The organism is Bradyrhizobium sp. 604_D8_N2_3, assembly GCF_051810765.1.
GTDB lineage: Bacteria > Pseudomonadota > Alphaproteobacteria > Rhizobiales > Xanthobacteraceae > Bradyrhizobium > Bradyrhizobium barranii.
The window spans coordinates 2,110,797-2,127,659 of the sequence record NZ_JBPWPM010000001.1 but is presented as its reverse complement, the minus strand read 5'-3'; the positions used below and the strand labels follow the sequence as shown (position 1 = coordinate 2,127,659).

The 16,863-nt window shown below is 64.3% G+C and carries 19 protein-coding genes; 8 read left to right on the top strand and 11 right to left on the bottom strand.

The annotated features are described in order from the left end of the window. Window positions 1-66: 66 nt before the first annotated feature. Together AB7245_RS09915 and AB7245_RS09910 are read right to left on the bottom strand one after the other, a co-directional pair. The gene (locus tag AB7245_RS09915; RefSeq protein WP_028148596.1) at window positions 67-1,173 is read right to left on the bottom strand and encodes an efflux RND transporter periplasmic adaptor subunit; all 1,107 of its coding nucleotides are present in this window, start codon (window positions 1,171-1,173) and stop codon (window positions 67-69) included. Window positions 1,174-1,515: 342 nt separating this feature from the next. Continuing rightward, entirely contained in the window at window positions 1,516-2,847 is a 1,332-nt protein-coding gene (locus AB7245_RS09910) for an MFS transporter (protein WP_085399105.1), read from the bottom strand. 80 nt (window positions 2,848-2,927) lie between these two features. Here AB7245_RS09910 and AB7245_RS09905 point away from each other — a divergent pair, with 80 nt between their 5' ends. Next, window positions 2,928-3,356: a DUF2809 domain-containing protein gene (locus AB7245_RS09905; RefSeq protein WP_085399106.1), complete on the top strand. Its 429-nt coding sequence runs from the start codon at window positions 2,928-2,930 to the stop codon at window positions 3,354-3,356. Window positions 3,357-3,480: 124 nt separating this feature from the next. Here AB7245_RS09905 and AB7245_RS09900 read toward each other — a convergent pair whose 3' ends face one another. The 3 genes from AB7245_RS09900 to AB7245_RS09890 form a co-directional block, all read right to left on the bottom strand. After that, on the bottom strand, window positions 3,481-4,644 hold the full coding sequence (locus AB7245_RS09900) for a winged helix-turn-helix domain-containing protein (RefSeq protein ID WP_085399107.1): 1,164 nt from the start codon (window positions 4,642-4,644) through the stop codon (window positions 3,481-3,483). A 226-nt stretch (window positions 4,645-4,870) separates the two neighbouring features. Then, window positions 4,871-5,116, bottom strand: coding sequence for a hypothetical protein (locus AB7245_RS09895; RefSeq protein WP_085399108.1), 246 nt, complete (start codon window positions 5,114-5,116; stop codon window positions 4,871-4,873). Between the two features lie 251 nt (window positions 5,117-5,367). Then, window positions 5,368-6,780 carry a caspase family protein gene (locus tag AB7245_RS09890; protein WP_085399127.1) on the bottom strand — a complete coding sequence of 471 codons (1,413 nt, stop codon included), beginning with the start codon at window positions 6,778-6,780 and terminating at the stop codon, window positions 5,368-5,370. Window positions 6,781-7,241: 461 nt separating this feature from the next. Between AB7245_RS09890 and AB7245_RS09885 the strand changes: the two genes are divergently transcribed. Then, entirely contained in the window at window positions 7,242-7,883 is a 642-nt protein-coding gene (locus AB7245_RS09885; protein ID WP_354078963.1) for an OmpA family protein, read from the top strand. 73 nt (window positions 7,884-7,956) lie between these two features. On the opposite strand, the gene AB7245_RS09880 is transcribed toward AB7245_RS09885, so the two are convergent. Then, window positions 7,957-9,387, bottom strand: coding sequence for a phospholipid carrier-dependent glycosyltransferase (locus AB7245_RS09880; protein WP_094183871.1), 1,431 nt, complete (start codon window positions 9,385-9,387; stop codon window positions 7,957-7,959). A 51-nt stretch (window positions 9,388-9,438) separates the two neighbouring features. On the opposite strand from AB7245_RS09880, the gene AB7245_RS09875 reads away from it, so the two are divergent. After that, window positions 9,439-10,140: a FecR family protein gene (locus AB7245_RS09875; protein ID WP_085399111.1), complete on the top strand. Its 702-nt coding sequence runs from the start codon at window positions 9,439-9,441 to the stop codon at window positions 10,138-10,140. 2 nt (window positions 10,141-10,142) lie between these two features. After that, window positions 10,143-11,306, top strand: coding sequence for a hypothetical protein (locus AB7245_RS09870; protein ID WP_354113359.1), 1,164 nt, complete (start codon window positions 10,143-10,145; stop codon window positions 11,304-11,306). A 124-nt stretch (window positions 11,307-11,430) separates the two neighbouring features. Here the strand turns inward: AB7245_RS09870 and AB7245_RS09865 are convergent, their stop codons facing one another. The 3 genes from AB7245_RS09865 to AB7245_RS09855 all read right to left on the bottom strand — a co-directional run bounded on the left by AB7245_RS09865 (window position 11,431) and on the right by AB7245_RS09855 (window position 13,034). Next, window positions 11,431-11,919 carry a VOC family protein gene (locus tag AB7245_RS09865; RefSeq protein ID WP_071916231.1) on the bottom strand — a complete coding sequence of 163 codons (489 nt, stop codon included), beginning with the start codon at window positions 11,917-11,919 and terminating at the stop codon, window positions 11,431-11,433. 43 nt (window positions 11,920-11,962) lie between these two features. Then, window positions 11,963-12,391 carry a VOC family protein gene (locus AB7245_RS09860; RefSeq protein ID WP_085399112.1) on the bottom strand — a complete coding sequence of 143 codons (429 nt, stop codon included), beginning with the start codon at window positions 12,389-12,391 and terminating at the stop codon, window positions 11,963-11,965. Between the two features lie 130 nt (window positions 12,392-12,521). Then, a complete protein-coding gene (locus tag AB7245_RS09855; RefSeq protein ID WP_028148584.1) occupies window positions 12,522-13,034 on the bottom strand; it encodes a cupin domain-containing protein in 513 nt (170 codons plus the stop codon). Window positions 13,035-13,162: 128 nt separating this feature from the next. Between AB7245_RS09855 and AB7245_RS09850 the strand changes: the two genes are divergently transcribed. After that, window positions 13,163-13,381: a CsbD family protein gene (locus AB7245_RS09850; protein ID WP_028148583.1), complete on the top strand. Its 219-nt coding sequence runs from the start codon at window positions 13,163-13,165 to the stop codon at window positions 13,379-13,381. Window positions 13,382-13,545: 164 nt separating this feature from the next. On the opposite strand, the gene AB7245_RS09845 is transcribed toward AB7245_RS09850, so the two are convergent. Then, entirely contained in the window at window positions 13,546-13,944 is a 399-nt protein-coding gene (locus tag AB7245_RS09845) for an FKBP-type peptidyl-prolyl cis-trans isomerase (RefSeq protein WP_354113368.1), read from the bottom strand. Between AB7245_RS09845 and AB7245_RS09840 the strand changes: the two genes are divergently transcribed. Continuing rightward, a complete protein-coding gene (locus AB7245_RS09840) occupies window positions 13,892-14,044 on the top strand; it encodes a hypothetical protein (protein ID WP_245343969.1) in 153 nt (50 codons plus the stop codon). The genes AB7245_RS09845 and AB7245_RS09840 overlap by 53 nt on opposite strands. A gap of 33 nt (window positions 14,045-14,077) precedes the next feature. Here the strand turns inward: AB7245_RS09840 and ggt are convergent, their stop codons facing one another. Continuing rightward, entirely contained in the window at window positions 14,078-15,664 is a 1,587-nt protein-coding gene (gene ggt / locus AB7245_RS09835; RefSeq protein ID WP_085399114.1) for a gamma-glutamyltransferase, read from the bottom strand. A gap of 222 nt (window positions 15,665-15,886) precedes the next feature. Here ggt and trhO point away from each other — a divergent pair, with 222 nt between their 5' ends. Together trhO and AB7245_RS09825 are read left to right on the top strand one after the other, a co-directional pair. Next, window positions 15,887-16,654: an oxygen-dependent tRNA uridine(34) hydroxylase TrhO gene (gene trhO / locus AB7245_RS09830; RefSeq protein WP_085399115.1), complete on the top strand. Its 768-nt coding sequence runs from the start codon at window positions 15,887-15,889 to the stop codon at window positions 16,652-16,654. Further along, on the top strand, window positions 16,644-16,862 hold the full coding sequence (locus AB7245_RS09825) for a SlyX family protein (protein ID WP_063985210.1): 219 nt from the start codon (window positions 16,644-16,646) through the stop codon (window positions 16,860-16,862). The genes trhO and AB7245_RS09825 overlap by 11 nt, the downstream gene beginning before the upstream one ends. Window position 16,863 lies beyond the last annotated feature (1 nt).

Genomic DNA, 16,863 nt, shown 5'->3' with positions numbered 1-16,863 from the left:
CGCCGCTTCAGCCCCGGCATTTGCGCTTGGGCCGAAACTCACCTCACACGACGTGACTCGTAAACTCTAGAAAGACAGCGACGAGACGATCCGCACCCGCTGGCTCGGATCGAGCTTCTGCACGCCGAGCGCCACGATCTTGGCGCCCTCTTCGACACCGCTGGTGATGATGACGTCGTTGCTCTCGTAGGACTTCACCACGACCGGCTTGAGCGTGACGGCGCCATTGTCGTCGACGACATAGAAGGAGGGCTTGCCGCCTTCGTTGAACAGCGCCGACAGCGGCAGCCGCGCGACGCGCTCGGTCGCGGCATCCGACAGCGTCAGCGTCGCGGTCATGCCGAGCGAAACCTTGTCGTCGGCCTCGGGCAGCGAGAACTTTGCAAGATAGGTGCGCGTCGACGGATCGGCCGTCGGCGCGATCTCGCGCAGCTTGGCCGCATATTTCTTGTCCGGCTCCGACCAAAGAGTGACGCTGGCGGCGCCCGACTTGGCACGTCCGACCAGCGTCTCAGGGATCGCGACGACCGCTTCCTTCTCGGCAAAGCGGGCGACACGGATCGAAGTCTGGCCTGCGGCAACCACCTGGCCGGGCTCGATCAGCGTTGCGGTGACGACGCCACGGGCGTCGGCGTTGAGCGTCGCGTAGGAAAGAGAATTCTTGGTCAGCTCGACTGAGCGCACGGCCCGGTCCAGACGCGCGCGGGCCTCGTCGGCGGCGGCGCGGCTCGAATCCATCGCCGCATCCGTAGTCCAACCCTTGGCCTTCAGATCCTTGGCGCGCTGCTCGGCAGCGGCGGCCTGGGCCAGCACGCCGGTCGCGGCGGTCTGCTCGGCGACGGACTGCTCGGCCTGGAGCTTCAGATCGACCTCATCGAGGGTCGCGAGCGGCTGGCCGATTTCGACGGTCTGGCCGACCTCGACCAAGCGCTTGGCAACCTTGCCGGCAACCCGGAAACCGAGATCGCTCTCGATCCGGGGCCTGACGGTGCCGACGAAGCTGCGCTCGGGCGTTTCGGCATCATAATGAGCTGTTGCCACCAGAACCGGCCGCGGCGGCTCGGCCTTTTCAGCGACGGTGTCATTGCACCCGGCCAGCGCAGCGGCCATGAGGGCCAGCGACACACCCGCCAAGAGCTTGGAATAGCTGGACAAAACTGACCGAACGAACATCGGAGGACACTCCCGCGACTGCAATGAGAGGAATGTCGACTAATCACTGATAAAAGTCAATAATCGTCAGTCATCAGGAAAGCGTGATCGTTAAGGGGTGGTAAGGATTTGGATGGCGGTTGCCGGGAGGGTGCGATCGTAGGGTGGGCAAAGCGGAGCGTGCCCACGATGCCTGCCGGAATCAGGAAAATGGTGGGCACGGCGCGAATCGCGCCTTTGCCCACCCTACGAGAGCCCGTAGCCCGGATGGAGCGGAGCGCAATCCGGGGCCTGCAGGCTGTAGCTCGGAGCGCCCCGGATTTCGCTTCGCTCCATCCGGGCTACGCAGCGGTGAGTGCTGCTCTACCGCCCCTGCCCGGCGAACTCGTGCTTGCTCTCGTGGCCACCGACAAAAACCAAAATGCCGGCGATCAGGGGCAGGACCGCCAGCACCAGCAAGCCGGTCGAGGTCTGGCCGGTGGCTTCCTTGACCCAGCCGATCAGGTACGGCCCGCCGAAGCCGGCGAGATTGCCGATCGAGTTGATCAGCGCGATGGCGCCGGCCGCCGCCGTGCCGGAGAGCCAGGCGGTCGGCAGGGTCCAGAACACGCCGAAGCAGCAGAACACGCCGATCGCCGCCACAGTGAGCACCACCATCGTCATGGTGGGATCGGTGAGATAGGAGGAGACGGCAAGCGCGACGGCGGTGAGCAGCAGCGGCGCGCCGACATGCATCACGCGCTCGCGCGTCGCATCGGAATGCCGCGCCCACAGGATCATGGCGATGGTGCCGAACAGATACGGGATCGCGGTGACAAAGCCGGTCTGGGCGTTGGTGAGGCCGAACGCCTTGACGATCTGCGGCAGCCAGAACTGCATGCCATAGAGCGCGCCGACGAAGCCGAAATAGACGAGGCTCAGCATGATCACCTTCGGCGACGACAGCGCCTCGCCGAGCGACAGATGCTTCACCGTCTGCTTGGCCGCGATTTCCGAATCGAGCCTGGACTTGAGCCAGGCCTTCTGATCGGCCGAGAGCCAGTCCGCCTTCTCCGGCCTGTCGGTGAGATAGAACCAGGTGACGATGCCCAGCAACACCGAGGGGATGCCTTCGATGATGAACAACCACTGCCAGCCCTTCAACCCCATCGCACCGTCGAGCCCGAGCAGCAGGCCCGAGACCGGCGCACCGATCACGGTGGAGACCGGGACAGCGATGGCGAAGGCCGCGAGGAAGCGGGCGCGATACTCGGCCGGGTACCAATAGGTGAGATAGAGGATGATGCCGGGGAAGAAGCCGGCCTCGGCGACGCCGAGCAGGAAGCGCAGCACGTAGAAGCTCGTCACCCCGCTGACCAGCGCCATCAGCGCCGAGATGATGCCCCAGGTCACCATGATGCGGGCGATCCAGCGGCTCGCGCCGAACTTCTCCAGCGCCAGATTGCTCGGCACCTCGAAAATGAAATAGCCGATGAAGAAGATGCCCGCGCCCCAGGAGAAGATCAGCGGCGTGAACTTCAGCTCCGCGTTCATGGTCAGCGCGGCGAAGCCGAGATTGACGCGGTCGAGATAGGAGAAGAAGTAGGCCAGCACCAGGAACGGAATCAGGCGCCAGGAGATGGCGCGGATCGTCGAGGTCTCGATTTCCGACTTGGCTGAGCCGGCGGAACCGGCATAGGTCGTGGTCTGGCTCATGGCTTTCCCCCCGGGGTTGTTGCTCTTATGGGCTGGTTGCGGTTTTGAGCATCGCGGGCAAAGAGTCAATGGAGCGAGCAATGCACGGGGCGCAACCGGATAAACCTGTTGCGCCGCTACAGACATCACTGATCCGCGCCGGCCTTGCTCTTGCGGTCATCGCCTGCGGGCTGTCGTTGCGTTGGTACGGCTTTCCGCTCGGGCTTCCCGCCTTCGTGGTGAAGTATGGCGGCTCGCTGCTATGGGCGACGATGGTGTTTCTGCTGGTCGGGGTGTTGCTGCCGGGGATGTCACGGAGCCGACTTGCAGCCATCGCCGTGGCGATCGCGATCGTCGTCGAGTTCTCCCGGCTGGTGCATGCGCCCTGGCTCGATGCGTTTCGGCTCACCACCGCGGGCGCGCTGCTGTTAGGACGGATCTTCTCGCTGTGGAATCTGGTGGCGTATGGGGTGGGGATTGCGTTTGGCGTTTGGGTCGATGGTCTTGTAGGGTGGGCAAAGGCGCGTTAGCGCCGTGCCCACCATTCTCCTTCGCGGACCACGATGGTGGGCACGCTTCCGCCTTCGCTCTTCGAGCTACGGCGGACAAGTCGCTTTGCCCACCCTACGAGACCGAAGCCGTGGCGAGCGCGCTTCACTCCGCCAATTGAAACCGCTCAAAGCGATCGAGCTCCTCCTCGATCACGCGCTTCAGCTCCTTGCGCCCCGCCGTCTTCTTCCCCTGCCCGACCCAGGTCCATTTCTGCATCAACAGCTTCTTCACCTGCCTATCGGTCTTGAGGTCAAGCGCCGCGACGATCTCGTCGCCCACCAGCACGGGCAACGCGAAATAGCCAAGCTTGCGCTTGGCCTTCGGCACATAGGCTTCGAACAGATGGTTGTAGCCGAAGAACAGATTGGTGCGCTTGCGCTGGATGATCAGGGGATCGAACGGCGAGAGGATGTGAACGAGATCGGGCGCGGCGCCCTCACCCGGCTCCAGCGCCGCGGGCGCGGCCCAATGCTCCTGCTTGCCGGCGCCCTCGATCGCAACGGGCACGAGCTCGCCGCGGCGCACGCGCGAGGCGACCAGCTGAGCGATCGCCTTCTTGCTCGGCGCATCGAGGTGGCAGATCGAATCCAGGCTGACCACGCCCTGCGACCGCAGCGCGCGGTCGAGCAGATAGGCCGTGATGTCTCTCGCTGACGCCGGCCTCGGCAGCTTGTCCCAGCCGAAGTGCCGCGTCATCAGCTCGTAGGTCTTGAGCATACCCTGGCGCGCGCTGACGGTCGCGACGCCGGTGTAGAAGGCGAGCTGCAAAGCCCGCTTCGAGGGTTTTCGGCTCTGCCAGAGATGCTCCTTCTCGGTGAGCACGTCGTCCTCGATGTCGCGGATCGTCAGCGGACCGGCGCGCAGGAGCCGCATCACCTTGCGCGTATCGGCCGGCTTGACCGAGGCGTACCATTTGTGCCCCTCGCGCCGGTGCTCGCGCATCGCCGGCAGGAAGAAGCGAAAATCGTTCGCTGGCACGTAGGACAGCGCATGGGTCCAGTATTCGAACACGCTCCTGTCGACGCTCTGGGCCTGGCGCAGATCGGCACGCCGGTAGGACGGAATGCGGCTGAACAGGATGTGGTGGTGGCTGCGCTCGATGACGTTGATGGTGTCGATCTGCACATAACCGAGATGGTCGATCGCATCCGCCACCGCGCGCGCCCCCTCCCCGAACGGCGCGCGCTCGTCCAGCCGCTGGGCATGCAGCCAGATCTGCCGGGCCTGTGTCGTGGGGATCGGAAAGGGTTTGGGCGCGCGTGACATTGCAGGAGGCAATGTAGCCGGATTCGCGCCAGGAAAAAGAGAGACGCCAAAGAAGCTTTCTCAAGAAAAAGCCGCGCTGCCAACTGCTGACAGCGCGGCCGAACCGTGCGCGCCTCACTTCATCGACATGGCCTTCTGCGCCTTCATGTAATGCGTGCAAGCGCTCTTCATCTTGCCGTTGCTGATATCGGTGTTGGCCATGGCTGCGCTGCGAGGGTGCAAGGCCTCAATTGCCGTTCTTTTGCACCTTGGGCCGGTCACCGACGCTGCCTGTGGCGACATCGGGCTCGCAGGACGCTTTGCCACGCCCCTCCGCCTGGCAGCGATAGACGCTGCCGGTGAGGCGGTCGACCAGCCACATGTTCTCGTCGTTCGGACCGTCGAGGCCGACATAACGGCTGCTCAGCCCGGTGATCAGCGTGGACAGCAGGATCGCCACCGCGATCATCGCCGCACCGACATAGATGGGCATTGAGCTCAGAAAGACTGTCCGATCCTGCGGCCCGCCACGATAGAACTGGTAATCACTCGGCCTGGGCACTGGACTGAACTCGGCTCCCTTCCTCGGCGGTTGTTGGACGCGGAGTCCTGCTAGGCGCCCAACTGGCCGAATTCTTGTTCGCACGCGGGCCATCACGCGACGGCTTTGCGACGATCGGTGAGCAAGGGTTTCCGGAACAAATTGGCGGCCCGAACCGGGCCGCCTGTTGCTTGCCTGCCGGCTCAGCGGCGGCCGAACAACCCGCCCATCATACCGCCGAACAGACCGCCGGGGCCGCCTGGCGGACCGGCACCGCCACCGCCGTAATGGCGCCGGCCGCCACCGCCGGAGGACCGGCGACGCGCGGGCTCGTCGTCTGCCTGCTCGGAGGAGGCCGCGCGGGTCGAGACAATCTCCGACAGCAGGGCCTTGTGCTGGAGCTTGTTGAGATAACCAGTCGCAGGATAGCCACGGGCAGCCTGCCACCGCCTCATCACGGAACGGGTCTCATCGTCGAACTTGCCCGTCGCCTTGACGTCGAAGCCGAGCCCGGTGAGGCGGCGCTGCACGTCGCGGCGCTGGTTCTTGTCCAGACCGATCTGGTCTTCAGACACCTGGTTGGCTTCTTCCGTAAAGGTCGCGGGATCGATCCCGGCCGAGAGATTGCGGGTGGTGATGGATGGACCATCCTGCAACGCCGCGATGCGGGCGAGTGCGATCGATTTGAACGTGCCGTTGGGATAGCTGGTGAGATAGGCGTTGAGTTCCTCGACCTTGTTGGAGTCCCTGATCGAGCGCCAGAACTCGAGCTCGACGTCGGAGCCTTGCTTGCTCGCGGCCGACACCGGTGCGTTCGACGGATCGGTCGTGGCCGCGGCCGGCACACCAACCGGATTGAGATAGACGTTGCCCGTGAGGTTGGTGTGCCCCCAGGGCAATTGCCCCTTGCTGGTCTCGTCACTGACCTGGGCACGGACCTTGGTCATCGCCTGCTGGATCTCGATCCCGGGCTGGGCAATGTTGGCGACGAGCGCGCGGGTGAACGGGCTGTTGGTGCCGGCCTCGCCGTCGAGCGCGGTCTGGCCGGGGCCGGTGGCAAAGGCAATCAGCGTGCCCTCGCCCGACTTCATCTCGGCAAGACCGGTCTGGACGTTGACGGAGCGGGTGGCCTTGGCCGAGCGGATCTTTGCCGCGAACGGATTGTCGCGGCAGGCGTCCAGGAACACGAGCTTCACCTTCGCGTCCGACATGGTCTGATCGAGCGTGAGGTCGACATTGATCGCCGCGCCCAGCTTGACGTCCATCTCGGATTTCAGGTCGGCGTCGACCGGCAACAGGTAGTTGACGCCGTTCACGGCAATCCCGTGGCCGGCATAGAAGAACACCGCGACGTCGGCGCCTTCGCTCTTCTTGCCGAACTCCAGCAGCTTCGCGGTCATGGCATCGCGGGTGAGGTTGGCGCCCTCGACGACGTCGAAGCCGACATTGCGCAGCACCCTGGCCATCGCCTTGGAGTCGATCGCGGGGTTGGGAAGCTGCGGGACGTTCTTGTAGGCGGCGTTGCCGACCACGAAGGCGACGCGCTTGTCCGCGAAGGCCGCGTTGCCGCTGACGAGAAATACTGCGATTGAAATTGCTGCGATCAAGAAGCGCATGATCATTCTCCCCTGATCCAAACTTCCTCGCTGCTCTCGGTTCGACCTGAGCCGATCCGATGAGAGCAATCTGATCCAATTCACAACGACGCACTGTGATCTGGATCACTCGGGGATTTCTGCTGCTCGAACCGAGCTGAGAGTCGCTGCGACGGTCGCTTTTTGGGCTGCTGACGCAGCGGGCAATACGGCTGGTGACGAACAATGGCCAAAAGATTGTACCTGCGCGGGCTGCGAGTCCAGCCGGTTCAGCTGTCGATGCCGAATGAGACGGCGCTTCTTCCCGGTGGCAGGGCACCGCCGCTGGCCCGACATGCCATGGATTCCGATCGGCGCCGGCGCGAGGATGCACGGGTCATTTCGGTCGTCTGGAATGTGACCCGCATCACATCGAGGCTGTTGAACCTTCCCTACGCTCGCAACATCAAATCGCCATCAGGCGTAACAGCGAGGATTCGACAATGACCCGTTTTGATAAGTTTTTTGGACTGAAGGCGATTACCCTCACGGCCGCGCTGTCGATGACGGCGGGCCTGGCTTTCGCCGGCGATAACGTCTCCGCCAACCAGATTCTGGATGCGCTGAAGCCCAAGCCGGCGACCCGCGGCCTGTCCGTCGGTCCGCAGGCCGATCCGGCGGTGCAGGCCAAGGAATCGACGTTCCTGAACACGGTGCGCAACCGCTCGACCCGGTCGCTCTCGACGGGCGAGCGCGAGCAGATCGCCGAGCTCGCCGCGACCAAGCCGAAGATCGATCTGGAGATCCAGTTCGACTACAACTCGGCCGACATCGCCAAGACGTCGGTGCCGTCGGTGCAGGCGCTCGGCAAGGCGCTGTCCGATCCGTCGCTGAAGGGCTCGACCTTCGTGGTCGCCGGCCACACCGATGCGATCGGCGGCGAGGAGTACAATCAAGGGCTCTCCGAACGGCGCGCCGACACCATCAAGAAGTACCTGGTGCAGAACTATGGTCTCAACGGCACAGATCTCGTCACCGTCGGCTATGGCAAGACCAAGCTGAAGGACACCGCCAACGGCGCCGACCCGATCAACCGCCGCGTCCAGGTCGTGAACATGGAAGCCAAGACGACGGCGTCCAAGTAAAATTGTCCAAGTGAAATTCAAGTCATCGCCGCGTGAAACACGCCGCCTGCCACGATCGTGACAGGCGGCGCTTTCATATCCAGCTCTGGAACAGCATCAACCGGTTGAACGTCTGCATGGACGTGCCGATGAAGGCCGCCGAGATCGGCAGCATCACCGCAAAGCCGATCGCCGCGACCCCGACATAGGCCCACAGCAGCCAGCGCGGCAGCCCCTCTCGTCGCAGCACATAGACCAGCGCAAGCGACGCCACCGTTGCGGCCGGCAGATAATAGTAGAGGAAGCCGAGCGTGCGCGGCAGCAAAGCCCAGGCGAGCCACGAGCCGAAATAGAACGCCGCGATCAGGAACGCGTCCCAGCGCCGCGCGACGATAAAGTCGCGCAGCACGACGGCGAGCGCGAGCAGCGCCGGCCACGCGACCAGCGGATTGCCGAGGAAGACGATCGCGGAGACATTGTTCTCCGAGGTCTTGTCGAACAGGAACCACACCGGGCGCGCGAGCAGCGGCCAGGATGGCCACGCGCTCATATAGGTATGGCCGGCGATCGCGGTCGTAGTGTTGTCGGCGAATATCCGGCGCTGCGCCTCGATCAGATCCGGCAGCGACGCTCCGTAGAGCGGCACGAAAGCGGCAAGATATGTCAGCGCCGGCAGCACGGCAAAACAGAGCGCGACATGCTGCACGCGAAGATCGGGCCAGAGATCGGGCCGATACCAGTCGCTCGGCGTCGCGCCGGCGAACAGCGTGCGCCAGCCCTGCATCAGCCGGATCACCGCAACCATCACGATGCAGATGCCGAGCGGAAACAGGCCGCTCCATTTGCAAGCCGCCGCGAGGCCAAACAAGGCGCCCGCGAGCGCGAACAACGCATGCGGGCGCTCTCTTCGAAAGCCGTGCATGAAGGCGGCAATCGCGAGCAGGCCGAACCCGAGCGCGTAAATGTCGAGCATGGCGATGCGCGCCTGCACGTAAAGCATCTGGTTGAAGCCCGCGATCGCCGCGGCGGCGATCGCGGGCCCTTGCGCGGAGAACAGCGCGAGCCCGCACAGATAGATCGCGACGATCGCCAGCGCGCCGAACAAGGTCGACGGATAGCGCCAGCCCAGCGCATTGTCGCCGAAGGCGGCGATCGATGCCGCGATCAGCTCCTTGGCCAGCGGCGGATGCATCGGATTGAGCATCGGTTGCGACATCGTGGGTGCCAGCATCTGCCGTGCCGCCGGCACGTAATGCACCTCGTCGAAGACGAACTTCTCCGGCGCCGTCAGGCCGATCAGCAGCGCGAGATGCGCGACCAGGAAAATCGCGACAGCGATCACTGCGCTCTGCGACACCTTCGGAACCGCGGGCAATTCGAACGGCTGCTGTGGGGCTATTTTGCGTGGCAAATCTGCTTCACCGCGGAGAAAAACAAAGACGGCACTTTTCATTGAACGCATTCTGCCGCAACTGTCACTAAGCATAACGCACGTCCAGCACCGCTTGTGATAATTTCGCCACATCAGAAGCGCGCACGATCCGGTACGATCAGGGACATATCGATCGGTTGCGAAATGAATTTGCGTTTCTGGCTTTTCCCCACTCTGTTGTCGGCCGCGTTGTGCGCGGCGCACTGCGCGCAGGCGCAGACGCGCGTCGGCGAAGCCGTCGTGATCCAGAACGACGTGGTGCGCGTGGCCACGACCACGACGCCGATCAGTGTCGGCGACAGCATGCTGCGCGACGAGACCGTGCGCACCGGCGCCGACAGCGCCGCGCGCTTCGTCATGGCCGACAGCACCAACCTCTCGCTTGGCCCGAGCGCCACGCTGAAGCTCGACCGCACCGTCTTCAACGACGAGCACAGCTATCGCGACGTCGCGATCCGCATGACCACAGGCGCATTCCGTTTCGTCACCGGCCATTCGGAGAAGACCGCTTACAAGATCACCACCCCGCTCGCGACCATCGGCGTGCGCGGCACCACGCTCGACATCCTCTCCCAGCGCGGCCGCTCCGTCGTCGTGCTCCAGGACGGAGCCGCCAGCGTCTGCACGACGAACTCCCAGTGCGTGCAGCTCACCCAGCCCGGCGACACTGCAATCATCACCTCGGCCGGCGGCAAGGTCAGCATCACCAAGACCAACACGCCGCCCTGGACCTTTGCCGCCAATTGCGCCGCAAGCGCCGGGCTGTGCTCGGTCAACCAGTATGCGGACGCCTCGCCGACCATCACGCCTGCCGTCCACGACGACGGCATGCTGTGCGGGCGGTGATGATGGCGAAACTCGACGTCAGACGCCTCGTCCTCGCCGCCGCGCTGACCGCAACCGCTGCGTTTGCGTTCTTCGCGTTCAATGCGCGACCGGCGGCAGCGCAGGCGACTTGCGAGTCCGGATGCGGTGGGCCGACGCCCTCACCGTCACCGACCTATTCACCGTCGCCGTCGCCGTCGCCGACACCCACACCGACCCCCTCGCCTTCGCCGAGCCCCTATCCGTCGTCCTCGCCGAGCCCGTATCCACCGCCTCCACCTTCGGGCCCGACCGGCGCGGACTCCAGCGGCAATTCGATCGGCGGCCTCGCCAACCAGCGCTTCAACCAGATGATCACCAACCGGGTGCTCGGCACGGTGCTGCTCGGCGTCAACGAGCAGGTCAATTGCAGCGACTGCATCAGCGCATTCGGCTCCGCCGGCTCGTTCTCGGCCGGCATTCACGGCCGCAAGGAGCTGACCAACAACCTGTCTCTGCTCGCCGGCATCGCCTACACGCAATACAGCGAGGGCGGCTACAATATCACCAGCGCGCCGATCGGAGCGTTCGCTCTGCGCTATGACTTCACCGACTGGGGCTCGTCGCGCCCGTTCTTCGACGTCGGCACCATCCTGACGCCGTGGGAGAAGGCGCGCTACACCCGCAACTACAACACCAGCCTCGGGCCGGTGAGCGTCACGGGCTCGACCAACGCGTCGAATTACGCCGTCTATGGCCGTGCCGGCTGGATGAGCCGCGTGTCCCCGCGCGACGAATTCGCGGCCTCGATCGAAGTCTGGCAGCTCTGGCAGCGCGTCTCCGGCTATTCGGACAGCGCCGTGGCGTTCAATCCGTTCGACGCCTCCATTGCGACCGGCACCGACCGCACCAGCCTGGTCAAGATCGGCGGCCAGTGGACGCACCTCTTCGGCAGCAACATCGAGACCAACATCAATGGCGGCTGGGTGCAGTCCTTCGCCAGCCATGGCGGCATCGTCGCCACCGTGACCGGCGACGGCCTGGTGGTGCCGACCATGGGCAACCAGGGCTGGTTCGAATATGGCGGCCGCCTCGGCTTCCGCGTGCAGAAGGGCTGGATCGTCGACCTGTTCGCCAACGGCACGCTGGGCCCGCAGCCGGTGGGGAACACCATCCATGGCGGCGTGGGGCTGCGGATTAATTACTGAGGCCTCTAGGCAAGGTTTCGTAGGGTGGGCAAAGCGGAGCGTGCCCACCAACTCTCTCAATCGTCGATGAATGGTGGGCACGGCGCTTTGCGCCTTTGCCCACCCTACAGCACCTGTGTTGACGTCACGCTGCCGACTTGCCCTCGAACGCGCGACGCAGCACTTCCACATCGAGCTTGACCATCTTCATCATGGCTTGCATCGCGCGCGCAGCCGCAGCCTTGTCTGGGCTCGACAGGAATTCGAACATCACCTTCGGCACCACCTGCCAGGATACGCCCCAGCGATCGCTGATCCAGCCGCACTGCTGCTCCTTGCCGCCATGAGCAAGGAACGCGCTCCAGACGCTGTCGACCTGAGCTTGATCGTCGCAATGGATCATCAGCGAGATTGCGTGGGTATATTCCACCTTCATGCCGCCGTTGAGCGCGACCAGGGGCTGCCCGGCCACCGTGAACTCGACGACGAGCACCGAGCCTGTCTTGCCGGACGGGCCGTCCGAAACGTTGCGCTGGACGTGCGTGATTTCCGAGTTCGGAACGAGCGACACGTAGAACTTCGCGGCTTCCTCGGCATCGCCGTTGAACCACATGCAGGGCACGAGCTTGGACATCGTGAATGCTCCTCTTGGGATGGTCGATATTCGTTGGCTTCGGTCAGGCGTTCGCCATGTCGGACTGCGCGGCGAAGGCCGCCATGTCCATCCAGTTCACGCCCCACATATGACCATCCGGATCCTCGAAGCTGCGGCCGTACATGAAGCTGTATTCGTCCTTCGGGCTGGGATCGGCCACACCGCCCGCGGCCTCGGCCTTGCCGACGACGTCATCGACCTCGACGCGGCTGTCGGCCGAGAGGCAGAGCAGCACCTGGTTGGAGGTCTTGGCATCCGCGATCGGCTTCGGCGTGAACTTGCGGAATTTGTCGTGGGTCAGGAGCATGGCGAAGATGGTCTCGGAGAAGACCATGCAGCTCGCCGTCTCGTCGCTGAATTGCGGGTTCCTGACCGCACCGACCGCCTCGTAAAAGGCCGTCGCGCGCTTGAGGTCGGTCACCGGCAGATTGACGAAGATCATTTTGGGCATCGGAGGCTCCTTGGGCGGGGTTCTGCCCAAGGACGGATGGCCCGACGGCCATCCGACACGGCTTCCGAATATTTTTTGAAGGCCGTGCCTGCGTGGTTCTGTCGCACAGAACCAGCAGGCTTTCAGGCCCTTACTTCTTCTCGTTGGGATCCCGGTGCACGGGGTCGATCCACAGCACGGTCTCGGGCTTCTCGACCGGCTCGATGTCGAGGTTGATCGCGACCGCCTCGCCGTCGCTGCGCACCAGCACGCATTCCAGCACCTCGTCCCGGCTGGCGTTGATCTCCTGATGCGGCACGTAAGGCGGGACGAAAATGAAATCGCCGGGGCCGGCCTCCGCGGTGAATTGCAGGCTCTCGCCCCAGCGCATCCGCGCCTTGCCCTTCACCACGTAGATGACGCTTTCGAGATGGCCGTGGTGATGCGCACCGGTCTTGGCGTCCGGCTTGATGCTGACCGTGCCCGCCCACAATTTCTGCGCGCCGACGCGCGCGAAATTGATCGCGGCCGCGCGGTCCATGCCGGCCGTCGACGGCACATTGGTATCGAGCTGATTGCCGGGAATGACGCGCACACCGTCATGTTTCCAGCGATCGTCATGATCGTGGTCATGGTGGGAATGCGTGTGGTCATGGCCGGTCATGGGACTTGCTTTCTGTTGGTTCCGTGCGCGGCAAGCTAACCAAAGCGGGCCTATCAAGCCATACCCAAAATCGGAACTCTCGTAGTCGGCAGGCGTTGTTTTCGCGAGCCAACTGGAAGGAGAGTTTCATGGGTAGCACGAGCGACAAGATCAAGGGCACCGCCAACGAGGCCATCGGCAAGGCCAAGCAGGGCATCGGTGAAGCCACCGGTTCCGATCGCCTGAAGGGCGAAGGCGTGGTCCAGGAAGTGAAGGGCAAGGGCCAGCAGGCCATGGGCGACGCCAAGGACGCCGCGAAGGAAGCAATCGATCGCGCCGCGGCTGCGGCAAAGCGCGCGGCGGAGTGACGCGCGTCAATCTGAAAGCGAAGAGACCGGCCGCGAGGCCGGTCTTTTTGTTTTGCGCTGATCTCTATCCGTCATGGCCGGGCTTGTCCCGGCCATCCACGTCTTGGCTGCACGAAGGAAAGAACGTGGATGCCCGGGACAAGCCCGGGCATGACGACGTAGGTTCACTTCACCGCGAGCAATTCCACGTCGAACATCAAAGTCGCGTTCGGCGGGATCACGCCGCCGGCGCCGCGCGCGCCATAGCCGAGCTGCGGCGGGATGATCAGCGTGCGCTTGCCGCCGACCTTCATCGTGGCAACGCCCTCGTCCCAGCCGGCGATGACACGGCCCTTGCCGATCGGAAACTCGAACGGCTCGTTGCGGTCGACCGACGAGTCGAATTTCTTGCCCTTCTGGCCGTTCTCGTAGAGCCAGCCGGTGTAATGCATCACGCAGATCTGGCCGGGTTTCGGCGAGGCACCGGTGCCGACAACGTTATCAATGGTCTGCAAGCCTGAAGCTGTGGTCATGGGTTTTCCTGCGGTCTGGGCCGAGGCCGTGGTGGAAACGAATGTCGACACGCTGCCGATCACGGTGATCGCAAGTGCCGACATGATGGCGAAGAGTGCGCGCTGGAAACGCTGCATAAGAGACCTTCCGTTTGAGGCGGAAGGTGTCTAGCGCAACGAAGCAATCGTTTCCAGCCCTCGGCCCTTAATAGCCCAGTGCGCAGCCGTCCTTGCGCGGATCGGAACCGCCGGTGAGCGTGCCCTTGTCCCAGTCGATCCAGATCGCCTGCGCGCCGCCGAGCGGGCCGACCACGCTGGTGGTCTTGTGGCCGAGCTTCTTCAGGCCTTCGACGATATCGGCAGGCACGCTGTCCTCCAGCTGGTACTGGCCCTCGTAGTGCAGACCGCGCGGCATGTCGATCGCCTCCTGCACGTCGCAGCCATAGTCGAGGATGTTGGTCACCACGTGAGTCTGGCCGACCGGCTGATATTGTCCGCCCATCACCGCGAACGGCATCACGGAGCGGCCGCCCTTGGTGAGCAGGCTCGGCATGATCGTGTGAAGCGGACGCTTGCCGCCGGCGATGCAATTGGGATGGCCGGGCTGGATGCGGAACCCACCGGCGCGGTTCTGGAACAGCACGCCGGTCTTGTTCGAGACGATCGCCGAGCCGAAGGAATGCGCGATCGAATTGATGAACGAGCAGACGTTGCGGTCCTTGTCCACGACCGTGATGTAGATGGTCGAGGGATTCATCGGCGGCGCGACGTTCGGCAGGTCGAGCATGCCGTCCATGCGGATCTTGCTGATGTACTCGTCGGCAAAGCCCTTCGCGAGCATTTCGGCGACGTCGATCTTCATATGCTCAGGGTCGGCGACATGCATCTCGCGGTTCATGTAGGCGATGCGCGCGGCTTCGGCTTCGAGATGGAAGCGCTCGATGCTGAGCGGCGCGTACTTGGTCAGGTCGAACCGCGACAGGATGTTGAGCATCAAGAGCGCGGTGACGCCCGGGCCGTTCGGCGGGCACTGCCAGACGTCGTAACCCTTGTAGTTGGTGCCGATCGGCGTCGTCGTCTCGGTGGTGTGGGCGGCGAAATCGTCGAGCGTGTGCAGGCCGCCGATCCCGCGCAGGGTCTCGACCATATCCTCCGCGATCGCGCCCTTGTAGAAGGCGTCGCGGCCGTCCTTGGCGATCGCGCGCAGCGTCTTGCCGAGTTCGGCCTGGCGGATGATGTCGCCGGCGACCGGCGGCTTGCCACCCGGCAACAGGTAACGCACCGTGTTGGTGCCACCCTTCAGCTTCTCGAACTGGTTCTTCCAGTCGAAGGCGATGCGCGGGGCGACGACGTAACCCTCTTCCGCCGCCTTGATCGCGGGCTGGAGCAGGCGGTCGAAGCCGAACTTGCCGTGATCGCGCAGCACGGTCGCGAAGGCGTCGATCACGCCGGGGATCGAGACCGCATGCGCCGAGGTCAGCGGCACGGAATTGATCTTGCGCTCGAGATACCAGTCGGCGTTCGCCGCCTTCGGGGCCCGGCCGGAGCCGTTATAGGCGATGATCTTGCCCTCGCCGCGCGGCTGGATCAGCGCAAAGCAGTCGCCGCCGATGCCGGTCGATTGCGGCTCGATCACGCCGAGCAGCGCCGAACCCGCCACCGCCGCGTCCACCGCCGTACCGCCCTCGCGCAGCACCTCGATCGCGGCCAGGGAGGCCTGCGGATGCGAGGTCGCGACCATCGCGTTGGTGGCGTGGACCGTGGACCTGCCGGGGAAATGGAAGTTTCTCATCGAAGTTTTGCTCTCTCAGGGCTCTCTTGGGGGGCTCTCTTGGGCGGTCGACGCGGAGGGCGCGCCGTCTCGGAAAAACCGGGCCTACATGACACATTCCAGCCCGCCGGGGCAATGCTGGCATACCAGCGAAATAGCTGCCATCCGCTGGGCGTATAGACCTTTTGCCGTCCGGGGCCATGCGGGTTTTCTGGGCGGCGGCCGCCTGCTAAACGAGCCGCCATGATCCACAAGGTCGCCGCCTTTTACCAATTCGCCGCCCTGCCCGATTACCGCGAGCTACGCGAGCCGTTGCGCGCGTTCTGCGCGGGCCTCGCGCTCAAGGGCAGCGTGCTGCTCGCCCAGGAAGGTATCAACGGCACGATTGCGGGTGCGCCCGAGGCGATCGACGCCTTCGTCCACGAGCTCGCGCACGGCGCCCTGTTCGGCGGCCGGCTGAACAATCTCGAGCTGAAATTCTCGACCGCCGAGGCGATGCCGTTCGGCCGGCTCAAGGTGCGGCTGAAGAAGGAGATCGTCACGCTCGGCGACGAGGCCGCCGATCCAACGCGCCAGGTCGGCACGTACGTCGAGGCCGCCGAATGGAACGCGCTGATCGCAGCACCCGACACGCTGGTGCTCGACACCCGCAATGCCTTCGAGGTGGCGATGGGCACGTTCGAGGGTGCGGTCGATCCCGAGATCAAGAGCTTTGGCCAGTTCAAGGATTTTGCCGCCGAGCAGCTCGATCCGGCAAAGCACCGCAGGATCGCGATGTTCTGCACCGGCGGCATCCGCTGCGAGAAGGCGAGCGCGCATCTGCTCGCGCGCGGCTTTGCCGAGGTCTATCACCTCAAGGGCGGTATCCTCAAATATCTCGAAGAGGTGCCGGAGGCGCAGAGCCGCTGGCGCGGCGAATGTTTTGTATTCGACGAGCGCGTCGCACTCGGTCATGGCTTGCGCGAACGGGGCCTACGCGAACAGGAATTGGGGCACGACCGTGACGAGTGACATCAAGACGCTGGGCGAACGCATCGACACGCTGGAGACGCGCATCGCCTATCAGGACGATACGATCGAGACACTCAACCAGACGATCACCGCGCAGTGGAAGCAGATCGACGCGCTGACGCGGAAGATCGCAGAGCTCGGCGAGCGACTTCAGGAAGCCGAGACGAATGCGCCGGGCCCCGCCAACGAGCCCCCGCCGCATTATTGAG